This is a genomic window from Vibrio profundi (assembly GCF_043642225.1).
GTDB classification, from domain to species: Bacteria; Pseudomonadota; Gammaproteobacteria; order Enterobacterales; family Vibrionaceae; genus Vibrio; species Vibrio profundi_A.
On sequence record NZ_JBHZSF010000002.1, the window covers coordinates 304,952 to 325,573 of the forward strand.

The following is a 20,622-nucleotide window of genomic DNA, read 5'->3' on the forward strand; positions in this document are numbered from 1 at the left end:
CTATCTATAAAAAAGCCTCGCATTTGCGAGGCCTTTTTGTGTTTCGAATTCGAAAGCATTAGAAAGAACGACTATATTGCAAACCCATTAAAATAGCATTGGCTTGCGTTGTTGCTTCAATTGTCGAAAGTGTGATCCCATTGAGTTCATAGCTTTCCGAAACCGACACTTCTTCACCAACCAAATACGTGAAACCAAAGTCAATATTCGACTTTTCATTCAAGTGGTATGTAAAACCTGCAGAAAACCACTGTCGGTCTGAATCTGGCACTGACACGGATGTCAGTTCATCTTGAGCACTAGTGTCATACATGTAACCTGCACGAAGCGTCCAATCTGAGTTTAGGTAGTATGTTCCACCTAATGAGTAGTGCATCCCGTCTTGCCAATTGTAATCTCGAACCGTCTTATCATCATTTGTTGTTATTCGGTCGAACACACCCCAACCGATATATTGAATACTATAGTGAAGTGCGAATTTTGTATCTTCGATGCGGTGGTAACCCGACAGTTCAAGCATTTCTGGCAGCGGTAATGTTAATTCATCATATTGGCTTCCCAAAAATTCTACATCACCTTTTGCAGTGATCTCCGGCGAATAATGATAGCCGATACCGAAGCGGTTATTTTCGTTCAGCTCATATACCGCGCCCAAATTAAACCCAAGGCCCCATCCGTCAGCTTCCGCTTTGATGGCTGTTGTACTCCCTAAAATAGGTTCTGCAATTGGTGCTAACGTATCACTTACCGTTCGCTCCATTTCACCTTTACCGTAGACTAAATCAAGCCCAGCACCAACACTCCACTTCTCGTTAAAACGATATGAGCCAGCTAGGCCAAAATTTATGCTCATTACTTCGGTTTTGCCACCAAATTCACTGCCAACAAAAGAATCACTGAATTCAGTACTGGTACCAAAGTTCGAATAAACATTCGCTCCAACGGCAAACTGTTCATTAATTGGTACTATCAGGTGAATATTAGGAGCAACCGATGTACCACCAGCATTGTCATAATCTGATGCTTGAAAATCGTCAGACGGTAAACGGTTGGTATCATCACAGCCGCCCAATGAACCACAATATTTAGCGTCACTAACTTTAATATCTGTGGTGATCGTCTCGAAACCTAATGAAAGAGATGTCTCATCAAAAAGCGCCATTGCTGCAGGATTACGAGCCATTACTGACGCGTTATCTGCGATTACGGCATCACCGGCAAATGCACGCCCAACGCCCGTTGCTGATTGAGCATTAAGTTGAAAGCCAGCAGCATTTACGTTTGCAGCTAGTAGAGCTGAACCAATCATTAATGTTGATTGTGCGAGAGTAAATCTCTTAGTCATGAAGGTATCCAAGGTAACTGAAATCTAAACCTTTCCTTGTCGAACTAACATCACAATCCGTATGACATCTTGGCTGTTATTTTACAGTTCAGCGTATAGTAGTAAATAGGTACGGCATACCTTAGAAGGGCTAATATTGACGAGTTCAACAATTAGAGTAATTACTCTCGTTGATTCCACTAAGATCTAAAGAGACATCTGACCAGTTTCGGTAATTTGAATTTAATTTAGGTTGGTATAGCAAAACGCCGGAAAGTGCCGGCGTTTGTCGATAAGTGTATCAATTTAGTTGCTAAACTTCGGCTTCTGCCCACTCTTTACGGAGTGTTTTAGTCGCAGACACCAAGTTAGCCAATGCCGCTTCTGTTTCTGCCCAGTTTCTTGTTTTCAGACCACAATCTGGATTTGCCCATAATCGCTCCGCAGGAATCTTTTTCGCAGCTTTCTTAAGTAGATCTACAATCCATTCTTCAGATGGAATATTCGGAGAGTGAATGTCGTAAACACCTGGGCCAATTTCATTCGGGTAGTTAAACTCTTCGAACGCTTTTAAAAGTTCCATATTTGAACGCGACGTTTCTATGGTGATCACGTCTGCATCTAGCGCCGCGACTGAGTCAATGATTTCATTAAATTCGCTGTAACACATGTGAGTGTGTATCTGAGTTTCTGGCTTCGCACTTGCAGCAGAGATCTTAAACGCATCCACCGCCCATTCCAGATATTCAGCATGGTCGCCCTTCTTAAGAGGTAAGCCTTCTCGAATTGCAGGCTCGTCTATTTGAATGATGTTAATTCCTGCGTCTTGTAAATCCGAGACTTCATCACGCAACGCAAAAGCCAGTTGATTCGCAATTTCCTTTCGAGAGATATCTTCACGAGGGAATGTCCAACACAGAATCGTGACCGGCCCTGTTAGCATACCTTTCATTTTTTTCGACGTTAGTGACTGAGCATAAGTAGACCACTCGACAGTCATTGGTTTTTCGCGTTCAATGTCTGCGACAACGATGGCAGGTTTGACGCAGCGTGAACCATAGCTTTGAACCCACCCAAATTTTGTCGTTTGGAAACCCGCTAGGTTTTCAGCAAAATATTCCACCATGTCGTTTCGCTCTGCTTCTCCATGAACTAATACATCGAGATCTAACGCTTCTTGACGTCTCACCGCATCGGCAATATGCCCCTTAAGCGCGGTTGTGTACTCGGCTTCCGACAGTTTTCCTGTTCGATAAGCACTACGCTGGACTCGTATCTCTCCTGTTTGTGGGAACGAGCCAATTGTCGTCGTTGGCAGTAGAGGCAGTCCTAATACTTCAGATTGATAAGAGGCACGCTCAGCATAAGGAGCACTACGCTCCGCAAGTTGCTTCGTTATGGTGTTTAATCGAGCTTGAACTTGAGGTTTATTAACATGCGTCGCGGTCTGGCGATCCACAATCGGTTGGCTATAAGTTTCACACGCAAGAATTGCACCTTGGTCGCCATCTAATGCAGCCCCTAATAGGCTGACTTCTGTTACCTTTTGTTTCGCAAACGCAAACCAACTCTTCACTTCTTCTGTCAGATTTTCTTCGAGTTCTAAATCAACCGGGCTGTGCAGTAACGAACAAGAACTCGCAATCCAAAGCTTATCACCCAGTTTCTCTTTTACAGGTTGTAAGCTCGCTAACTGACTTGCCAGATCTGCACGCCATACATTACGTCCATTGATCGCACCTGCCGATAAAACCCAGTCTTTAGGAAGCTTATTAACGACTTCATTCAGTTGTTCAGGCGCCGCAGCGAGGTCAATATGCAAACCATTTACTGGCAGCTCAACAATGCGATCGAGCGTATTGGTCACCGAATCAAAGTACGTCGTTAATAAAAGCTTCACGTCCCCCTGTAAAACCTGATACGCCAACTTGAATGAATCAAGCCATTGCTTTTCTAGCTCAAGTGACAAGATTGGCTCATCAATTTGCACCCACTCGACACCAAGCTTAGACAGTTTGGCTAAGATCGCTTGGTAAGCGGTAAGTAGGCGTGGTAGGAGGGAAAGGCGCTCAAAATCGTCTTCGACTTCTTTTCCTAAGTACAAGTAAGACAAAGGCCCTAACAGAACAGGCTTAACGTTATGCCCGCCCTTCACTGCTTCGTTTACTTCATCAAAGAGTTGAGGCCAGCTCACTTCAAAAGAATCATCTTTGCTGAACTCAGGAACAATGTAATGGTAGTTAGTGTTAAACCACTTCGTCATATCAGAAGCAGCGCTGCCATCATCGGAGCCGTGACTCCCTCCACAGCACGAAGACTGTGCCTGAGACTGGCCTCGACCGACACGGAACAAGGTATCTAGATCAGGGAAGCCTTTGCGATGACGCTTAGGAACATGCCCCAGTAAAAGGGTTGTCGTCAGAACGTGATCGTACCAAGCGAAGTCTCCGGCGGTTGCAAAGCTCAGGTTCGCTTCAGCTTGCGTATTCCAATTGCGATTTCTCAACTCACTACCAAGTACCTTTAGTTCTGATTGTTCAATCTCTCCACGCCAATACTTCTCTAGAGCGAATTTTAATTCTCGTTTTTCACCGATTCGTGGGTAGCCTAAAATATGCGTTGTCGTTGTCATGAACCTATTCCTTATTCTTCAATATTCTTAATATTTTGCTCAGACTGACTTAAGCGAATTCAGAAACTCACTAAGGCGTCTGGATGGCTAAACTATCTCCCGATTTAAGAACATGAACAATCTCCAAATATTCAACTTGTTTATTAAAAATTTTCATGTAAATGATTTAACATGTCATTTTTTAAATGAACATTTAGACGTCTAGACGTTTACATGAGAATTAAAACCAAGTAATGTTTAAGAAATAGATGAGAAATATACAACTTGGCTTAGGGAATATGAGGGATACTCATGATAGAGCTTAAACATTTACGGACACTTACAACGCTGCGTGATAGTGGCTCATTAACTGCGACTGCTACCTCTTTGCACCTCACACAGTCGGCACTTTCCCATCAGCTCAAAGATTTGGAAGCTAGGATTGGCGGCCAACTGTTCTTACGTAAAACTCGCCCAGTTAAATTCACCTCTGAAGGGGATATTCTGTTAAAGCTCGCAGATGACGTGTTGCCTAAGCTCGCCAAGGCTGAAAACGAGTTAGCGAGCTTGAAAGAAGACGTGAACGGGCGGTTACACATGGCGATCGAGTGTCATTCTTGTTTCCAATGGCTAATGCCAGCACTGAAGGAGTATCAAGTTGCTTGGCCAAGCGTCACGTTGGATTTTTCATCCGGTTTTGGTTTCGAACCGATTCCGGCATTAATGGCTGGTGAGCTTGATTTAGTCATTACCTCAGATATTCAGCCTCGCTCTGAAATCCACTATGAGCCTCTTTTTGATTTTGAAATGCGTTTGATCACCGCGATTAATTCGCCTTTGGCATCAAAAGAAAGTATCCAGCCTGACGATTTAGTAGACTTGACCATGCTCTCTTACCCAGTTCAAAAACAAAGGCTTGATGTGGTAAAACACTTCTTACAACCCGCTGGAGTTGAGCCTAAGAAATGGAAACAAGCGGACAACACCCTAATGCTCGTTCAGATGGTTTCTGCAGGGTTGGGGGTAGCCGCTCTACCTAATTGGGCGATCAGCGAATTTTCTCGACAGGGTTTAATCGCGAGTAAGCCATTAGGAAAAGGGCTATCACGAAGACTGTTTGCAGCCACTCGAAATTCCGAGAAAGATAAACGTTACCTGCAAGCCTTCTTTAGCACGGCTAGACAACAGTCGAAAAGCCACCTAGATGGTATTAAAGTCGTCTAAGGTAGCAATTCCTCTCCTTAAAGGTGTACTTCACGCTCTCGCTGAGAAGTACGCCAGTATATCGCTTTTCGTTACTATCCCTAGGTACACACCAAACTCATTGACCACAACCCATGGAGGGGGGGCTAATCGATTGAGCAAGTCGCTAATATTCATCAACTTTGTATGAAAATGAATGGTTTCAAATTTGGTGTTCATGACCTGATTAAGCGTTTTTTTACACATATTGAGATCTTTTGCGGTTTCGTACTTTGTGCCTATCGTTGGAGTAAGGAAAAGTTGCAGCCGCTCTTTGTCGACCACTCCGACACACTTACCATCGTCAACCACAGCAACCGCTTCATATGCAGCGCCTTCCTCCATCGCTTTTTTGACATCGAGCACACAAGAGTCTGGACTAAATTCTGGCGGCATGTTTTTTACAATGCTTAAAATGCCGACGCCTTTAATCATTGAAGAGCTGTCTAGGAACTCATCCAATCTGGCTTGATAGCCCCATGCTTGCTCAATTTTTTCTAGTGGAACGGGCTTAGAAAAGAAGTAACCTTGAATATAGTCCACGCCAAGGCTACACAGTATTTCCAGTTCTTTTTGAGTCTCGACCCCTTCTGCCACTACCTTAACATTCAAGGTGTGAGACAGTTCTGTAATCATCTTAACGATGTAATAACGATGCGTACCAACGGCAAGATCAACAATAAAATCACGATCGATTTTAAGTAAATCAAAATTACAGTCGCTTAAGTAGGTAAACGAAGAATATCCCGTACCAAAGTCATCAATTGCAACGCTCACGTTATGTTGTCGCATCTTGAAGATCAGATCAGATTGGCTCGATTCACTGTCAAAATAGGCACTTTCAGTTAACTCGATGGTCACAAGTTCTGGCGTATGAGCAAACTCTTTAACCATTTGCAACGCTGACGTCAGCACCGCCTCAGCTCCTAACTTGGTATTCAACGAACGATTGATGGTGATACCGATGCGCTCTCCAAATCGATCTTGTATTTGCTTGAGACCATTAAGCGATGTCACGCCGACGCAAAGGTCTAACTCAGACACTAATTCCAACTCTTCAGCTATTTCAACCATTTCTTGGGTGTTGAACATTTCGCCGTTTTTAGATTTGAAACGACATAGCGCCTCAAATTTTGCGATATCCCAGTTTTTGGTATCAATAATGGGCTGATAATACACTTCAATCTCTTGGTCTCGAATAGAAGAAGTCACCACCTCTTCAAGATATTTTCTCCTCAAAAACTGCTTGTGAGTCGCGCCATGGAAGAAAGAGATCAAACCCAACTTTCCGCACTCCAGCATCGCTTGAATCGCATGTTTCACTAGTCGAGAAGGCATATCAGTATCATGGCCGAGTACAGAAACGCCAATTCGGCCACTCAAGATAGCACTTTTGACAACGCCACCTGCCCGTGCATAAATCTGATTGAACAAGCGTCGGATATCATTATGAAATACCGCCACTTGGTCTTCTGAAGCCGTTCTTTCACACAGAAGGCTAACGACAAAAATATTATTTCCAAGGTAGCCCACGTGAGTGCCAATTGTGTTTCGGGTCAAGGCTTCGGACAGCATTGGTTTCTGCTGAAAGTCTTGCTCGTGATCGAAGTTAGGGTTAAACGCAATCACTAAATTCACATCACTTTCATCGCTATCAGCACATTGCTTTAAAAGCGCATGTGAAAACTGCTGTTTAGTCGGAAGCTGAGTCAGCAGCTCTACTCCCCCATCCTCTTGTTCTGCAATGCGATATAAGTGGCTAGAGAGGTCGACAAAAAAGCCAATATAAAACCAGTGATTATCCAGTTCGACTTTCTGTATGGTCAGTTCTTGAGCAATCGCCTCACCCTTCGCATTACGGAGCAATAAAGTCCCCGTCCAATAACCTTCAGCCTCCACCTTACTCCACATGCGCTCATAATAATCACGAGTATGTTTACCTGAATCTAGCAGTGATACCGATTTACCCGCCAACATGCTCCCTTGATAACCGACATGCTCTTCAAAATAATGATTACAAACCAGCACCTTACGCTGGGCATCCGCCACTAAAATGCCATGATGCTGATTATTAAAAAGCTGTTGAAACAACAGCCCAAAGTCGCCTCTATCAGGCATCACTAAAAGTGGTTTCAAGACGCCTTTCAAACCTTCATGACCATTCGGCCTAATAAGAAACTCGACATAGACCAAATGGGATCGATCAAACGTGAGACAACAAGATATATACCGTGAACTCTGGGAGCTAATGACGTGCAGAAAGGCTTGCTTAATACGCTCACGATCGACGGTCGACATAAATTGAAAGATCTCTGTGACAGAAGAGATCGGGTGTGACATGGGAAGTAGATCTTTAATAAGGTGCGAGTCGTATTCAAAAAGCCCAGATTGGATATTCCAAGCCCAGCCGACTTCAGGATAGTGTTGCTCTATATACGACGGCTCAGATTGCGACGTCTTATCTGACATAATTCACCTTCCGCAACTTCTTTTGCAAACGGCTTAGCCCTACTAGCTAGGCTAGACGCATACCTAAGCTTAGGATGAATTTGACAAGATGTAGAAATAATAAAGCCGCTATCCAAGAGAAGTAGCGGCTTGATACTGATGCTTTGTACTAACGAGAGTAGGATTTAAACTGATTTGTCAGAGGATCATATTGGTAACCAAGTACGTCTAATTTTCCAACAACATTCTCAATATCCATCTCATACATACTGACTAAATCTTCAAAGCTATTGCATTCCAACCGCAATTTTTCATTAACGATTCCAAGCAAAATAATGCTGTCTAGATTCTTAACGTTACTTAGATCCATACCTATGCCCTCTGCTGTTTCCTTCTTATAAGTCTAGCTACAGGAGAGGGTTTTCGCTTAAATGTTGGTCACAATTTTGGTTGACCAAAGCCACTAAGAATACGTTGTTAAAGTACCCACAAATGACTCAACCCGAGCGAAGCAACCAATAACATACCTAAACTTATCGCGAGTTGGAGTTTTTCAGGTGCTTTCACGAAGAATAAATGCCAGCACCACACAATAATCGCCGAGATCAGAAGAGCAAAACCAAACAGCAGATTTTTTGTCACTAATTCAAGTTCTGCGTTCGTCATCGAATACGCATTAAGTAAAGTCGCCAGCACCATACACATACCACTGATGACACCTGCAACGGGTAGGATTCGATGGAAAGCTTGTAAGCGTGTTCTTGCAATAGTGAGGAGCAAATGAGCAAAGCTCGCGCCTAACAAACCAATACATACCACCATGGCTATCATGGCTGCTAACGTCGTTTGTTGAGCGACTTGAATACCAACGAACGCCAAAGCTAAACCATTCGCCAAGTACATTAGCCAGATAGGGCCTTGATCTCTTGTTTTCTTAGTTTGAACTTGGGAATAAAAATAGAAGATCGCGAACACAATCATAAAGGCTTCTATTTGAATGGATGCTACTGCAATCCACAGCACACCTAACGCAGGAAGCAATTTATGAATACGACCTCGTTGGCCCGGACAAATTTCACCTTTCACCAAGATAAGAGTCAGTACACACTGAGCCCCCAAAAGCATCGGGGCGAAAAGCGACAAAAGAGATTCAATCATGAGTCATGTTAGTAAATTCGATTAATTTGCGCAGATAATAGCAAAGTCTGCAGCAAACGCTCACTATGATTCATCAAAAACTTACACTTAATCGATCCAAGGCATGCAATACGCCACAATATCAGTTTCGTGGATTAGCCCTTTGTAGTGTCCTCTATCGTCTAATAGAACCCATGGGTAAGGCGTACCTTTTTCAACTAAAGACGGAATTTCACTAACATTCATCGCTAGATCGAGAGTGGTAAATTTCACGTTCATAATCTGGTTGACTGGCTTGTGCCAAATTTTGGCTTCTTTTTCTGTCTCGACATCCGTACCCATTCCAGGTGTCATGTGCAGGTTTATCATTGTTTTGTCTAATAGACCGACACACTGCTTATCAACAATCACTGGCACTGTCGTGACCAAGTCACGCTCTAGGTATTGAGCCGCCAAAGACAGCGGAGATCCGGAACTGATTTGAGGAGGAGCATGACGAAACAGTTTGTAGATACTTTGGCTGAGGTCGTCCGGGAGGGTTTTTTCTTTGAATAGACCATCACAGTCTCGTTTATCCAGCAAAGTAGGTAAATCACTTAGTTTTCTTGGTCTATCAAACAAATAACCTTGGATGTAATCCACATTTAACAGTTGCAGAATACTGAGCTCTTCTGCTTGTTCGATCCCTTCCGCAATAACTTTTACACCTAACGTATGAGACAAACGTGTGATCATTTTAATGATGTTAAATTTATTCGGGTTTTTATGGATATCGACAATCAGTTCACGATCAATTTTTAACTTATTAAAATAGCCTTCACTCAAATAAGACAACGATGAATACCCAGAGCCAAAATCATCAATAGCGACGCTTAGTCCGAGTTCACCAAGCTTTTCTATCGCTTTATCTTGATCAAACTTGCTCGCAAAGTGGCCATTTTCGGTAATTTCAATCGTTACTAAGTCAGGTCTATCGGTGCCCAAAGTAATAAGCTTCGCAGTTTCGACGAGTAACTGTTGAGCGTTACCTTGCGTCTTTAAGGAGCAGTTGATCGTCAATTGTGTTTCGCTTCCGAATAACTCACGAATGGTCTTGTGTTCTTTAAGCGCGATCGCAGACACCGTTCGATCAAGTTCAGTAATTAACCCTAACTCTTCCGTTAAGTCGATCATCTCCTGAGTATCAAACTGCTCGCCTTTTATCACAGGGAAACGGCACAGCGCTTCAAACATGACCACCTTACCGGTCTGCGTATCAACAATTGGCTGATAATGCACATCAATCAACTGGCGAGTGAGCACTTGCTGAACAACCGTTTCCAAATATTGTTTTCTGACTATTTCTTTGTGAGTTCGACCATGGAAATAGTTGATGTGTTTACCCTGATACTCTTTCGCTCCGACCATGGCTTGCATAGCATGAGACAGCAAGCGATTTGGTGTTTTAGCATCGACATCTAAAATGGACGCGCCACATTTTCCTTTGGTGATTGCTATATACACTCGATCCGTTGAGAGGTTTTTCATTTCAGTACAATAACGACGAATGGCAGTATTGACCGATTGAACAAACGAACCTTTCTCTGAAATGGGGAATTCAAGGCACACAACAAAAGTCGAGCTGCCTACGTACCCCGGAATTCTAGTCCCTCTCATATGGGAAATAATATCGGAAAACTGCTTCTGATCTTCAAACAACGTATCGGCGTCAAACTGTGGTTGGATACCCAAAACCATCACACCGGTCGTTTTATCTTTGGATTCAAGCAGGATTTCTAACTGGTTAAGAAATCTCTCCTTAGTAGGGAGCTGAGTAAGCAATTCAATGCCGCCTAACTCTGTCTCTGCGATTTGAGACAAGCTTTTAGACAGGTTTACCGTCAAGCCAACATAAAAAATTTTTCCTTTAGATGGCTCAATACGCTGTATAGTCAATTCTTGAGGGTAAATACCGCCGCGACTATTGCGAGTCAGCATTACCCCAGACCAAACGCCTTGTTCGCGTAAAGCCTTCCACATATTTTTAAAAAACTGTTCAGAGTGCTTTCCGGCATTAAGAATGGAAGTTTTAAGCCCAATTAATGCCGACTGCTCATACCCACACTGTTCTTCGTAATAACGATTACACGCGATAATTCGGGTATTTTCATCGGTGATTACAATTCCATGGTGAGGGTTATCAAAAAGTGCAGAGAATACATTGGCCACTTCGAGGCGAGAGGGAAACGTAATGACTGGGCGCAAGGTCCCTTGAAAGGTTCTAGGGTTTAACAATTCAATATAGATTTCGACATAAGTAAGAACTTCATCGCTCGGGAATAAACAGCAACTAATGAACTTCCCTTCTCCAGTTCTTACTACTTCTTCAGTTGTTGCTTTAAATTTCTTCCGGCACTGCCCTGACATCATTTTGAGTAAGTCCCCAAAACTGTCTAAAGGCCGCGTTAAGCGAATGACGTCCCTAACCACATCACGATCATAAGTTAACACTTGAGTTTCTATATCAAGTGTCCAATCAAACAGAGCGTAATCATCTGAATGAAAAGATTTCACCGTGTCTTTCACTTCTGGTGCACTTAATTGGTTGATATCCATAGAATCACCTATAAAACAAGTGTCATAATTTAATTTTATAACATTTTATAGATTTAAACAGGATCATCCTCGCAAATAATCCTATAAAGAAATCAGGGATATGTTCCGCTAGCTAGTCTCTACACATACCGCTATAATTTGCGCCTCCAAGATCTGAGGTCAAAATATGTACAGCAATATCACCCCCATTCATGAACACAAAAAATACTGGGCAGAGTGCTACGGAACGGCACCTTTTTTACCAACCAGTAGAAAAGAAATGGATGCATTAGGGTGGGACAGCTGCGACATTATTATCGTAACTGGTGATGCATACGTCGATCACCCTAGTTTTGGTATGGCGATCATCGGTAGGCTTCTTGAAGCCCAAGGTTTTAGAGTCGGTATCATCGCTCAACCGAAATGGGACAATAAAGATGCCTTCATGAAACTAGGTAAACCTAACCTCTTCTTCGGTATCACCGCGGGTAACATGGACTCCATGATCAACCGCTACACCTCAGATCGAAAATTACGTCACGATGATGCTTATACACCCAATAACGAAGGTGGTAAGCGTCCTGACCGTGCAACACTAGTCTACTCTCAACGTTGTCGTGAAGCCTATAAAGGCACACCAATCGTACTTGGTGGTATCGAAGCCAGTTTACGTCGTGTTGCACACTACGATTACTGGTCAGATAAAGTTCGCCGCTCAGTACTGTTTGATGCAAAAGCTGACATTTTATTGTTTGGTAATGCTGAGCGTGCGCTAGTTGAAGTCGCGCACCGCATCGCTGACGGCGAAGACATGTCTACGCTGACCAACATTCGTGGTACCGCGATTAATCTTCCTGCGGCTCCTGAAGGCTACAAGATCATCGACTCTTCTCGTATCGAGAAGCCGGGGAAAGCTTACGTACCAGTAAACCCTTACGAAGTTGAAACTAAGTGTGACACCAAGAAAGACGAAGAACCAAAAGCGCAACCAATCACAATTCGTCCATCTCGTCATGATGCAAAAACGACTGCTGTACGTATTCCTGCATTTGAGAAATTAAACAATGACCGGATTTTGTACGCACATGCTAGCCGAATTCTTCACTTAGAGACAAACCCGTATTCTGGTCGTGCTTTGATTCAACGTCACGGTGACCGTGAGCTTTGGGTAAACCAAGCGCCAATCCCGCTGACCACGGAAGAAATGGACTATGTATTTGGTCTATCTTACAAGCGTGTTCCACACCCTATGTACGGAAAAGCGAAGATTCCAGCATACGACATGATCAAAACTTCCGTTAACATCATGCGCGGCTGTTTTGGTGGCTGTTCTTTCTGTTCAATTACAGAGCACGAAGGTCGAATCATCCAGAACCGTTCGAAAGAATCAATCTTGGATGAAATTGAAGACATCAAAGATAAGGTTCCTGGCTTTACTGGGACTATATCAGATTTAGGCGGACCAACAGCGAACATGTATCGCTTAGGTTGTTCTGATCCAAAAGCGGAAATCAACTGTCGCCGCCCTTCATGTGTCTTCCCGAAGATCTGTGAAAAACTGAATACCGACCACAAACACACGATTGACCTATATCGTTCAGCAAGAAAAGTTCCGGGCGTTAAGAAGATCATGATCGCTTCAGGTGTTCGTTACGACTTAGCGATTGAGTCGCCAGAATACGTACGCGAGCTTGTGACTCACCACGTTGGCGGTTACTTAAAGATTGCTCCTGAACATACAGAAAAAGGCCCACTTGATCTGATGATGAAGCCGGGCATGGGTACTTATGATCGCTTCAAAGAAATGTTCGAAAAGTACAGCGCCGAAGCGGGTAAGAAACAATACCTAATTCCTTACTTCATCTCGGCTCACCCGGGGACAGAAGATGAAGACATGCTAAACCTTGCGTTGTGGCTGAAAAAACACAACTACGAGTGTGACCAAGTACAGAACTTCTACCCATCGCCAATGTGCAATGCAACGTCAATGTACTACTCAGAGACGAACCCTCTAAAGCGCGTGAAGTACAAAAAGCGTGAAGACGTGCCAGTGCCGAAAGGTGACCGTCAACGTCGCCTACATAAAGCACTACTTCGCTATCACGATCCAGAAAACTGGAAGATCATCCGTGAAGCGCTTATCAGCATGGGTAAAAAGCACCTGATTGGTGACAAGCCAAACTGTTTGGTTCCAGAAGAAGACTTTGATGCACAAACACCAGCACAACGTCGTAAGTCGGGTCGTCATGGTGCTCACCGTTTCGCGACTAAGCACAGTAAATCTCAACCAGGACTAGGCGGTGAGAAGCCTCGTAATCATGGCTCTAAGAACGCACCGAAAGGTAGCAATAAGTCAGGTGCAGGTAACAAAGCGTCACAAGGTGGAAACGGCGATAAACCAAACGGCCGTGGCAAACCAGCGGGGACTAGCACCGGCGGCGCGAATAAGCCTAAGCATCATAAAGGTAAAAAACCGACGGGGTCTGGCCAAAACAGGCAACGTAGTGCGCAGCGCTAGTCACTCAGCCCAATAAAAAATCCCATTTGATCAGTAATCAAATGGGATTTTTTTATTTGCTACGAACCCGCTCTAGTCGTCTTCATATGTATCCGTTTCTAATAATGATTTTTCTAGATATTGAATGTATTCATCTTCTAGCAGCGGCTTACTGAAAAAATAGCCCTGAATATAGTCAACATGTTTATGCTGAGCATAATTAAGCTGTTCAAGGGTTTCTACCCCTTCAGCAACCACAGGTTTGTTCAAGTTCGTCGCGAGCGACGCAATAGAGTTAAATACCGTTTGGAGTTTCTCGTCGCTGACGACATGAGTAACAAATGCACGGTCAATCTTGATTTCATCGAAACGTAACCGACATAAATAACTTAAGCTCGAAAAACCCGTCCCAAAGTCATCAATCGACACGCGGAACCCTAAGTCCTGCATTTGCTCTAGCACTTGATTCACATAGTTGAAATTATCGATTAACGCTGACTCTGTTAGCTCAAGTTTAATTTGCTGAGTATGCAATTTATTCTGCGCAATACTCGCCGTCAACTTATCTACAAAGTCGACATCGAGTATCTCCACCACGCTAATGTTCAAAGCAAAAAGATACTGCATAGTATCAATACCTTTAGCTTCTAACTTCGCGACCAGCTCGCCGAGTTTTTTGATATTGAATTTGGTCAATAAACCGATATCACCGGTTTTTTCTGCAATTGGAATAAACTCTACCGGCGAAACCATCTCTCCATGCAAGGTCCAACGAATTAAACACTCGGCTCCAACGACGGCCCCAGACATGGAATCATGGATAGGCTGAAAGGTTGTATAAAACTGTTTGTCGAGAACATCGGTATTGATAGCAAAACGAAATTCGTTTTCTAGATTGTTTTGATGTTCGATTTGTCGTGCAAGATCTTCTTGGAACTCCGCAAGACGAACTCGCTCTGCAAGCACATCGAGTATCGCCATCTCGGCTTTATTCAAACTCTGTTCATGCTCGTCACCTTCATGCTCTTGGTAATAGCCAAGCGCCACATTACTGAAGAAGTGCCGTCCATTAAAATGAAAAGGTTCATTCAGAACGAAATAAAAATGCTCAATATCGAGTGATTGATTATCAGCAACGAATACAATAAAACTATCGGTAGAATGTTTACTGCAAATAGCGCCATCTACTTCACTGTAAACGCGCGCCAAGATTTCCATAAACACTAGGTTGGCGACCGCTGCACCCCAAATTTCATTAATCCTTTGGTAATTGCATATTCGAACACAGCAAACTGTGCCGTAACCTTGCTCTTGTTCGACTTTTGCCAGAAATGCCTCACGATAGAGCAAACCTGTATGAGGGTCTTGTACTGACAATTGTCGGTTCAGCCTTCGAGCCGCAACTAATTCACCGTTGTCTGTGCAATGCAGAACGAGTGAGTCTTCTCTGGCAACCACATGAATTCGAAGCCAAACAACGTTTCTATCTGGGTAGCTCACACCGCATTCAAACTCAAACGGCTTCTGGTCATCATCATTATTCTTTTGTTCAAGTAACACTCTAATCTGAGAGTCGAATGGATACACTTGGTAATTATCGTCAATAAAATCGAGTGTACAGTCGGTCAGAACATCCATTCCGGCTTCGAGTCTAAAAATCTCTTTTGCTTGCTCGGATAACTCTTTAACAAAGCCTTGGTTGTCCAAAACCATGTTGGTTATTCCAATGCACTCTATTTCTTGACTTGAATAGGTCATAAATCCACCAGCACTTTTTGAACATGGTAAGATAAGTTTTGCAAAGAACTCACTTTATCGACAGCGCCTCTAGCAATCGCTTCTTTAGGCATACCAAATACCAAGCAACTTTCTTCATTTTGAGCAAAGGTCCGTGCTCCCGCCTTTTTGAGGTCAAGCATACCTTGAGCACCATCATCACCCATTCCAGTCAGAATAACCCCGATGCCATTTTCTCCAGCATGCTGAGCCGTCGACCGAAACAAAACGTCTACTGATGGCTTATGCCGACTCACCTGAGGACCATCTTTTAGTTCAATATAATAGGCAAAATCCTTCCTGTTAATCATAGTATGAACACCGCCAGGCGCAATGTAGACCACACCGAGTTCCAAAGTCATACCGTTGACCGCTTCCATAACTCTGTGCTTGGTACTCACATTTAGCCGGTTAGCAAACGCTTGAGTGAATTTTTCAGGCATATGCTGGACGATGACTATCGGAGGGCTATTGGCCATCATATTGTTCAAAAACACTTCTATTGCTTCAGTCCCTCCCGTGGACGCACCGACTACGATAATGTGTTCTGTTTTTTCAACCTTATGCTGTTCACAAGGCTTGATGATGACATCTGCAGAGTAATGCTTTCGGAAGCTACGCTCTGACAAGTACTCAATAGGTTTAACTCTTGTCTTTGCAGCATGTTTTATACAGCTAAGGAGGTGTTTCACTTCATCCGAATGTAAGTATTCATTCAGGTTGCTACTGGGTTTGTTCACGACTTCTATTGCGCCAGACGAAAGCGCTTCTAAGCACAAATCTGGATTCGCTGCGGTATGAGCCGAAAGAATCACGACAGGAACAGCATGTTCGCTCATTATTTTCTTCAGAAAGGTAATTCCGTCCATTTTAGGCATTTCGATATCCAGTAAAACGACATCAGGCATGCCTTTATTCATTTTACGCATCGCTAAAATTGGGTCAGGAGCAGAACCAATCAGCGTTAGCTCTGGGTCTGCATCGATAATGTCACCAAGAACCTGCCGTATCACTGCAGAATCATCAACAATAAACACCTTGATAGTCATAGTTCGATCCTTTGATAAATACATCGTCCAACGGGTTTTAACAGCTCATGATCTTTTACGATATTTTCACTGTGGCCGAGAAATAGCAGCCCACCAACCTCTAACCTATCGAGTACCTTGTTGACCATGCGTTTCTGTTTGAGCGGCGAAAAATAGATCAGAATATTTCTTAGGAATATCACGTCATATTGAATACTACTGTCCTGAACATCGTCCAACAAACTCGCATGGGAAAAGAAACAGCGCTGCTTTATTTCCTCGCAAAATGTAAACATCCCTTCGTTCTTCCCCACTCCCTTTAGGCAATATTTCAAGCGGAAATCTCGTGGAATCCTTTCGACTCGATCGAGTGGATACAGAGCGTTCCGTGCCATCTCTACGGCGGGTACGGAGATATCCGTTCCGAAGACATTCCAGCCTTCTTCACCTAAAGAATCATTGAGCAACATCGCTAAGCTATATGCTTCTTCGCCGCTCGCGCAAGCCGCGCTCCACACCGTAAACGTTCGCTCTCTTCTCGTTTGATTATCAAGGTAGTCTTCCAGCCAATCGAATTGCTCTTGCTCTCTGAAAAAGTACGTTTCATGGGTTGTTAACTTATCTACGAATATCTGCACTTCTTTCTCAGAATTTTGCCCATTTAAATAGACCAAATATTCTTCAAACGAGTCTAATTTAAGTGCCGTCAACCTTCCCAATAATCGATTCGAAACAGCATGACGCTTATAGTCTGCAAGCTGAATACCCGTCCAACGTTCAAGTAGGACTTTGATCTGTGCGTAACTACTGTTGCTTAGTTGTGCCATTCATAATCCTTTATTCTGGCATGCTCAATTTGAGGTGAAATAGAAAGCTATGGTTCGTTTAACCCAACAGGCTTTTAAAAAGTGATTTTTGAAAATTGACGATTTCATCATTGATGGAGTTAACATTGAGTAGAGCCGACATATCAAGTACCACAAACATACGGTTATTTGTCCGTGCCATATTTTGAATAAAGTTAACGGGGATATGAGCGCCAAAATAAGGCGCTTCAGCTAAATTATCGATTTGCAGTTCTTCAATCGCTCGCACCCGTTTAACCAACACACCAATCGTGACCATTTCTTCTGTCGTGACATCAAAACTGTCATACAAAACGATACAGCTGTACTTGTCATATTGGGTTTCACTCGCCAGCCCAAGGCGCTTTGCAGCATCGAGCACTGGCACAACACTTCCTCGAACATTGATGACACCGCTAATGGTTTCCGAGCACATAGGAACTTGTGTGACATGCTCAAGCTCAATGACCTCTTTTACGCTAGTGATAGATATACCGAAGCTTTCACCTCCGATTTCGACCAACAAGCAGCCACCAGCCTCTAGCGTTTCACTTCCAGTCATCTCGGTCGATTTATCCATCGGTTACTCCTGTAGCTCATCCGACATTGCCGCTTCCGACAGTTGAGATTTTTTCAACCAACCTATTTGAGCTTGCGTCAGCAATGTATCAACGTTCAAAATCGTCAGCAGCCGGCTATCTAGCTTTGCTACGCCAATCAACACTCGATGCTCCAATTGCCCTGCCATATCCGGCGCTTCTTCTATTTGATCACTCGAAATATCAATCACGCGCGTCACTAAATCGACTTTAACCCCTACTTGATAAATCACGCCTTGGTATTCGACATCAGAAATGATTACACAGCTTTTTGGCGTTACCGCTTTAGTTGGTCTATCTAAACAGGTCGCAAGATCGACAATCGGAATAACACTACCTCTTAGATTAATAGCCCCCAGAACAAAATCCGGAGCTAAAGGTAATGGCTCGACTTCAGGATATTCCATAATTTCCGCAACCTTACGGATATGGTAAGCATACAATTTGTCGCCGACCTCAAATTCCAAGTACTTTTCACTCGCACTTATCGCACTGACACTCTGCAGATTCATTCGAGACCTCACCATTAATCGTCAAATGGAACAAAACCATCTGAGCTTGATGGCTTCTCACGCAGACGAGCGATACGCTCAGCCGACGCTTTGGCTGCTCGTTTAGAATAATCTCGAGAAGCACGCTGCTCTTTATTTTCCAGCTTGAAGAACCCAACTGTTTTTCGAATTTCTCCCGTTTGTTCCTGAACCATTATCGCGGTCGAAGCCAGCTCTTCAGACGCCGAAGCATTCTGCTGAGCAATATCATCTAGCTGAGACACCGTACGATTGATTTCACCAACACTGGTACTCTGCTCCGTTGACGCTGCGGTGATTTCTTGAACTAAATCCGCCGTTTTTTGAATATTTGGCACCATTCTGTTCAACATATCGCCCGCGTGCTGCGCGACTTTCACACTGTTATCTGCCAATGAACTTATCTCTTGGGCTGCGATTTGGCTTCGCTCTGCCAGCTTACGAACTTCATCTGCAACCACCGCAAAGCCTTTACCATGCTCTCCAGCACGGGCCGCCTCTATTGCCGCATTCAACGCAAGCAAGTTCGTTTTATAGGCAATATCTTCAATAATCCCAATTTTCTGCGCGATTTCTGTCATTGCATTCACGGTGTCGTTCACCGCCTGCCCACCATCATGGGCTTCCGCGCTTGATTGGGTTGCAATGCCATTCGTCACTTTCGAATTATCCGTATTCATTGAAATTGAAGAACTCATCTGGTCGAGGGAGGCACTGGTTTCTTCAACACTGGCGGCGAGCTGATTCGATGTGGAGCTCAACATTTTGGAGGTCGTGCTAACTTCATTCGTACTATGCGCAATGGCTTCGACCGACGCCTGAATATCCAACAAAATGTTCTGTAATCTCTCTATAAACCCATTAAAGCTACGTGCCGTTTCGCCGATTTCGTCCTGACCAAAGTCTGGAATTCGACGAGTTAAATCCCCTTCCCCTGAACGCAAGTCTTCTGCCGCATCTGCAAGCGCCTTAATTGGCATAACAATGCCCTTAATAAGAAATAGAGAGGTCACCGTTGCTAAAGCGACAGCGGCAAACAACAGTCCCCAAACTAAAGAGATACTTTCACGAGCAGCAATCACCAAATTATCGAGAGAGGTGGTACTTTGATAGCTCGCATTTGCACTGATCTTGTCTAAGATCTCTTCGAGTTTTTTAAATACTTCGTGTTCTAATTTATCGATTTCTACCGCAGCTTGAATCTTGTCTCTAGGGCTGTAGATAGCAAAAATGTCTTTCCCGCCTTTGTATAGCTCATCAAACATGTGCTCGACTTCAGCCAGGTTTTTTATTTCTTCTGGTTTACGCTCTAACGGTTTGATTTCCGCTAGAAAGCCTGAAAAATTTCGAGCTTCTTCTTCAAACTGATCAACCGCACCCACTTCCCCTCTCATGTATGCATTCAAGGCAGACATCATATCGCCTTCCTCGTCTATCAGTTCCAAGTAGTAGCGAACCCCTTGCAGGTCATCTTTTACCACTTCTTCAAAGCTGCCAGACGTGCCTGCATCGGCGACTTCTTCTTCTTTCAACGTATCTAACAGCCTCTCTAGTGGTATCGCAAACTCTTCTATTAACTCGTCGTATTTGTCGGCCGCTCGCTCTTCTCGCGCTGGGTCAAATGAGTTAAAGACAAGTGTTTGAGCGTCACTGTAATAACGTTCGGACAACTCTTCGATTTGGCGCATTAACACTGAATCCACCGTTTGAAGCTGCTTGAGCTGCTCAAAAAACGTAATAAACTCATTATAATTCGCTCTAAAATCGTCCTTCTCTTCCGCCTCTCCCGTAATGAATTCCAATACGTTTGAATTCATATCCCCTAATTCATCAAGCATGCTTAACGACAATATTGCTTCTGGGATATCTTCCTTCTCCACACTAATGGCGTACGCTTCAATAGTTCGGTTTTTTACTTGTACGGAAACAGCAATCACCAACAACAGAACCCCCATTGTTAGCATCGCGAGGATGATTTTGTTCTTAATAGACAATTTGTTCAGCATTGCTA

At 43.6% G+C, this 20,622-nt stretch carries 14 protein-coding genes; 2 read left to right on the top strand and 12 right to left on the bottom strand.

Going from position 1 to position 20,622, the window contains the following annotated elements:
• Positions 1–58 precede the first annotated feature (58 nt).
• Together ACHUFI_RS04885 and metE are read right to left on the bottom strand one after the other, a co-directional pair.
• Positions 59–1,345, bottom strand: coding sequence for an outer membrane protein transport protein (locus ACHUFI_RS04885; RefSeq protein ID WP_394247234.1), 1,287 nt, complete (start codon positions 1,343–1,345; stop codon positions 59–61).
• A 292-nt stretch (positions 1,346–1,637) separates the two neighbouring features.
• Complete coding sequence (metE, locus tag ACHUFI_RS04890) at positions 1,638–3,956, bottom strand: 5-methyltetrahydropteroyltriglutamate--homocysteine S-methyltransferase (RefSeq protein ID WP_394247235.1); 2,319 nt, start codon at positions 3,954–3,956, stop codon at positions 1,638–1,640.
• A gap of 291 nt (positions 3,957–4,247) precedes the next feature.
• Between metE and ACHUFI_RS04895 the strand changes: the two genes are divergently transcribed.
• Positions 4,248–5,159 carry a LysR substrate-binding domain-containing protein gene (locus tag ACHUFI_RS04895; RefSeq protein WP_394247236.1) on the top strand — a complete coding sequence of 304 codons (912 nt, stop codon included), beginning with the start codon at positions 4,248–4,250 and terminating at the stop codon, positions 5,157–5,159.
• Positions 5,160–5,189: 30 nt separating this feature from the next.
• Here ACHUFI_RS04895 and ACHUFI_RS04900 read toward each other — a convergent pair whose 3' ends face one another.
• From ACHUFI_RS04900 to ACHUFI_RS04915, 4 genes are all read right to left on the bottom strand, one after another.
• Complete coding sequence (locus ACHUFI_RS04900) at positions 5,190–7,646, bottom strand: sensor domain-containing phosphodiesterase (protein ID WP_394247237.1); 2,457 nt, start codon at positions 7,644–7,646, stop codon at positions 5,190–5,192.
• A gap of 148 nt (positions 7,647–7,794) precedes the next feature.
• A complete protein-coding gene (locus tag ACHUFI_RS04905) occupies positions 7,795–7,995 on the bottom strand; it encodes a DUF4250 domain-containing protein (RefSeq protein WP_394247238.1) in 201 nt (66 codons plus the stop codon).
• A 107-nt stretch (positions 7,996–8,102) separates the two neighbouring features.
• Positions 8,103–8,783, bottom strand: coding sequence for a hypothetical protein (locus tag ACHUFI_RS04910; protein ID WP_394247239.1), 681 nt, complete (start codon positions 8,781–8,783; stop codon positions 8,103–8,105).
• 87 nt (positions 8,784–8,870) lie between these two features.
• Complete coding sequence (locus ACHUFI_RS04915) at positions 8,871–11,357, bottom strand: EAL domain-containing protein (protein WP_394247240.1); 2,487 nt, start codon at positions 11,355–11,357, stop codon at positions 8,871–8,873.
• A gap of 166 nt (positions 11,358–11,523) precedes the next feature.
• On the opposite strand from ACHUFI_RS04915, the gene ACHUFI_RS04920 reads away from it, so the two are divergent.
• On the top strand, positions 11,524–13,854 hold the full coding sequence (locus ACHUFI_RS04920) for a YgiQ family radical SAM protein (protein WP_394247241.1): 2,331 nt from the start codon (positions 11,524–11,526) through the stop codon (positions 13,852–13,854).
• A 72-nt stretch (positions 13,855–13,926) separates the two neighbouring features.
• On the opposite strand, the gene ACHUFI_RS04925 is transcribed toward ACHUFI_RS04920, so the two are convergent.
• From ACHUFI_RS04925 to ACHUFI_RS04950, 6 genes are read right to left on the bottom strand one after another with little or no spacing between them, the layout of a single operon-like run.
• Entirely contained in the window at positions 13,927–15,591 is a 1,665-nt protein-coding gene (locus ACHUFI_RS04925) for an EAL domain-containing protein (protein WP_394247242.1), read from the bottom strand.
• Positions 15,588–16,658: a protein-glutamate methylesterase/protein-glutamine glutaminase gene (locus ACHUFI_RS04930; protein ID WP_394247243.1), complete on the bottom strand. Its 1,071-nt coding sequence runs from the start codon at positions 16,656–16,658 to the stop codon at positions 15,588–15,590. Before ACHUFI_RS04930 ends, ACHUFI_RS04925 begins: the two co-directional genes overlap by 4 nt.
• Positions 16,655–17,464 (bottom strand): CheR family methyltransferase, encoded by an 810-nt coding sequence (locus ACHUFI_RS04935; RefSeq protein WP_394247244.1) that lies wholly within the window; start codon positions 17,462–17,464, stop codon positions 16,655–16,657. Before ACHUFI_RS04935 ends, ACHUFI_RS04930 begins: the two co-directional genes overlap by 4 nt.
• 58 nt (positions 17,465–17,522) lie before the next feature.
• Positions 17,523–18,062, bottom strand: a complete 540-nt coding sequence (locus tag ACHUFI_RS04940; protein ID WP_394247245.1) for a chemotaxis protein CheW — start codon at positions 18,060–18,062, stop codon at positions 17,523–17,525.
• 3 nt (positions 18,063–18,065) lie between these two features.
• On the bottom strand, positions 18,066–18,593 hold the full coding sequence (locus tag ACHUFI_RS04945) for a chemotaxis protein CheW (RefSeq protein WP_394247246.1): 528 nt from the start codon (positions 18,591–18,593) through the stop codon (positions 18,066–18,068).
• A gap of 14 nt (positions 18,594–18,607) precedes the next feature.
• The gene (locus ACHUFI_RS04950) at positions 18,608–20,617 is read right to left on the bottom strand and encodes a methyl-accepting chemotaxis protein (protein WP_394247247.1); all 2,010 of its coding nucleotides are present in this window, start codon (positions 20,615–20,617) and stop codon (positions 18,608–18,610) included.
• Positions 20,618–20,622: the final 5 nt, after the last annotated feature.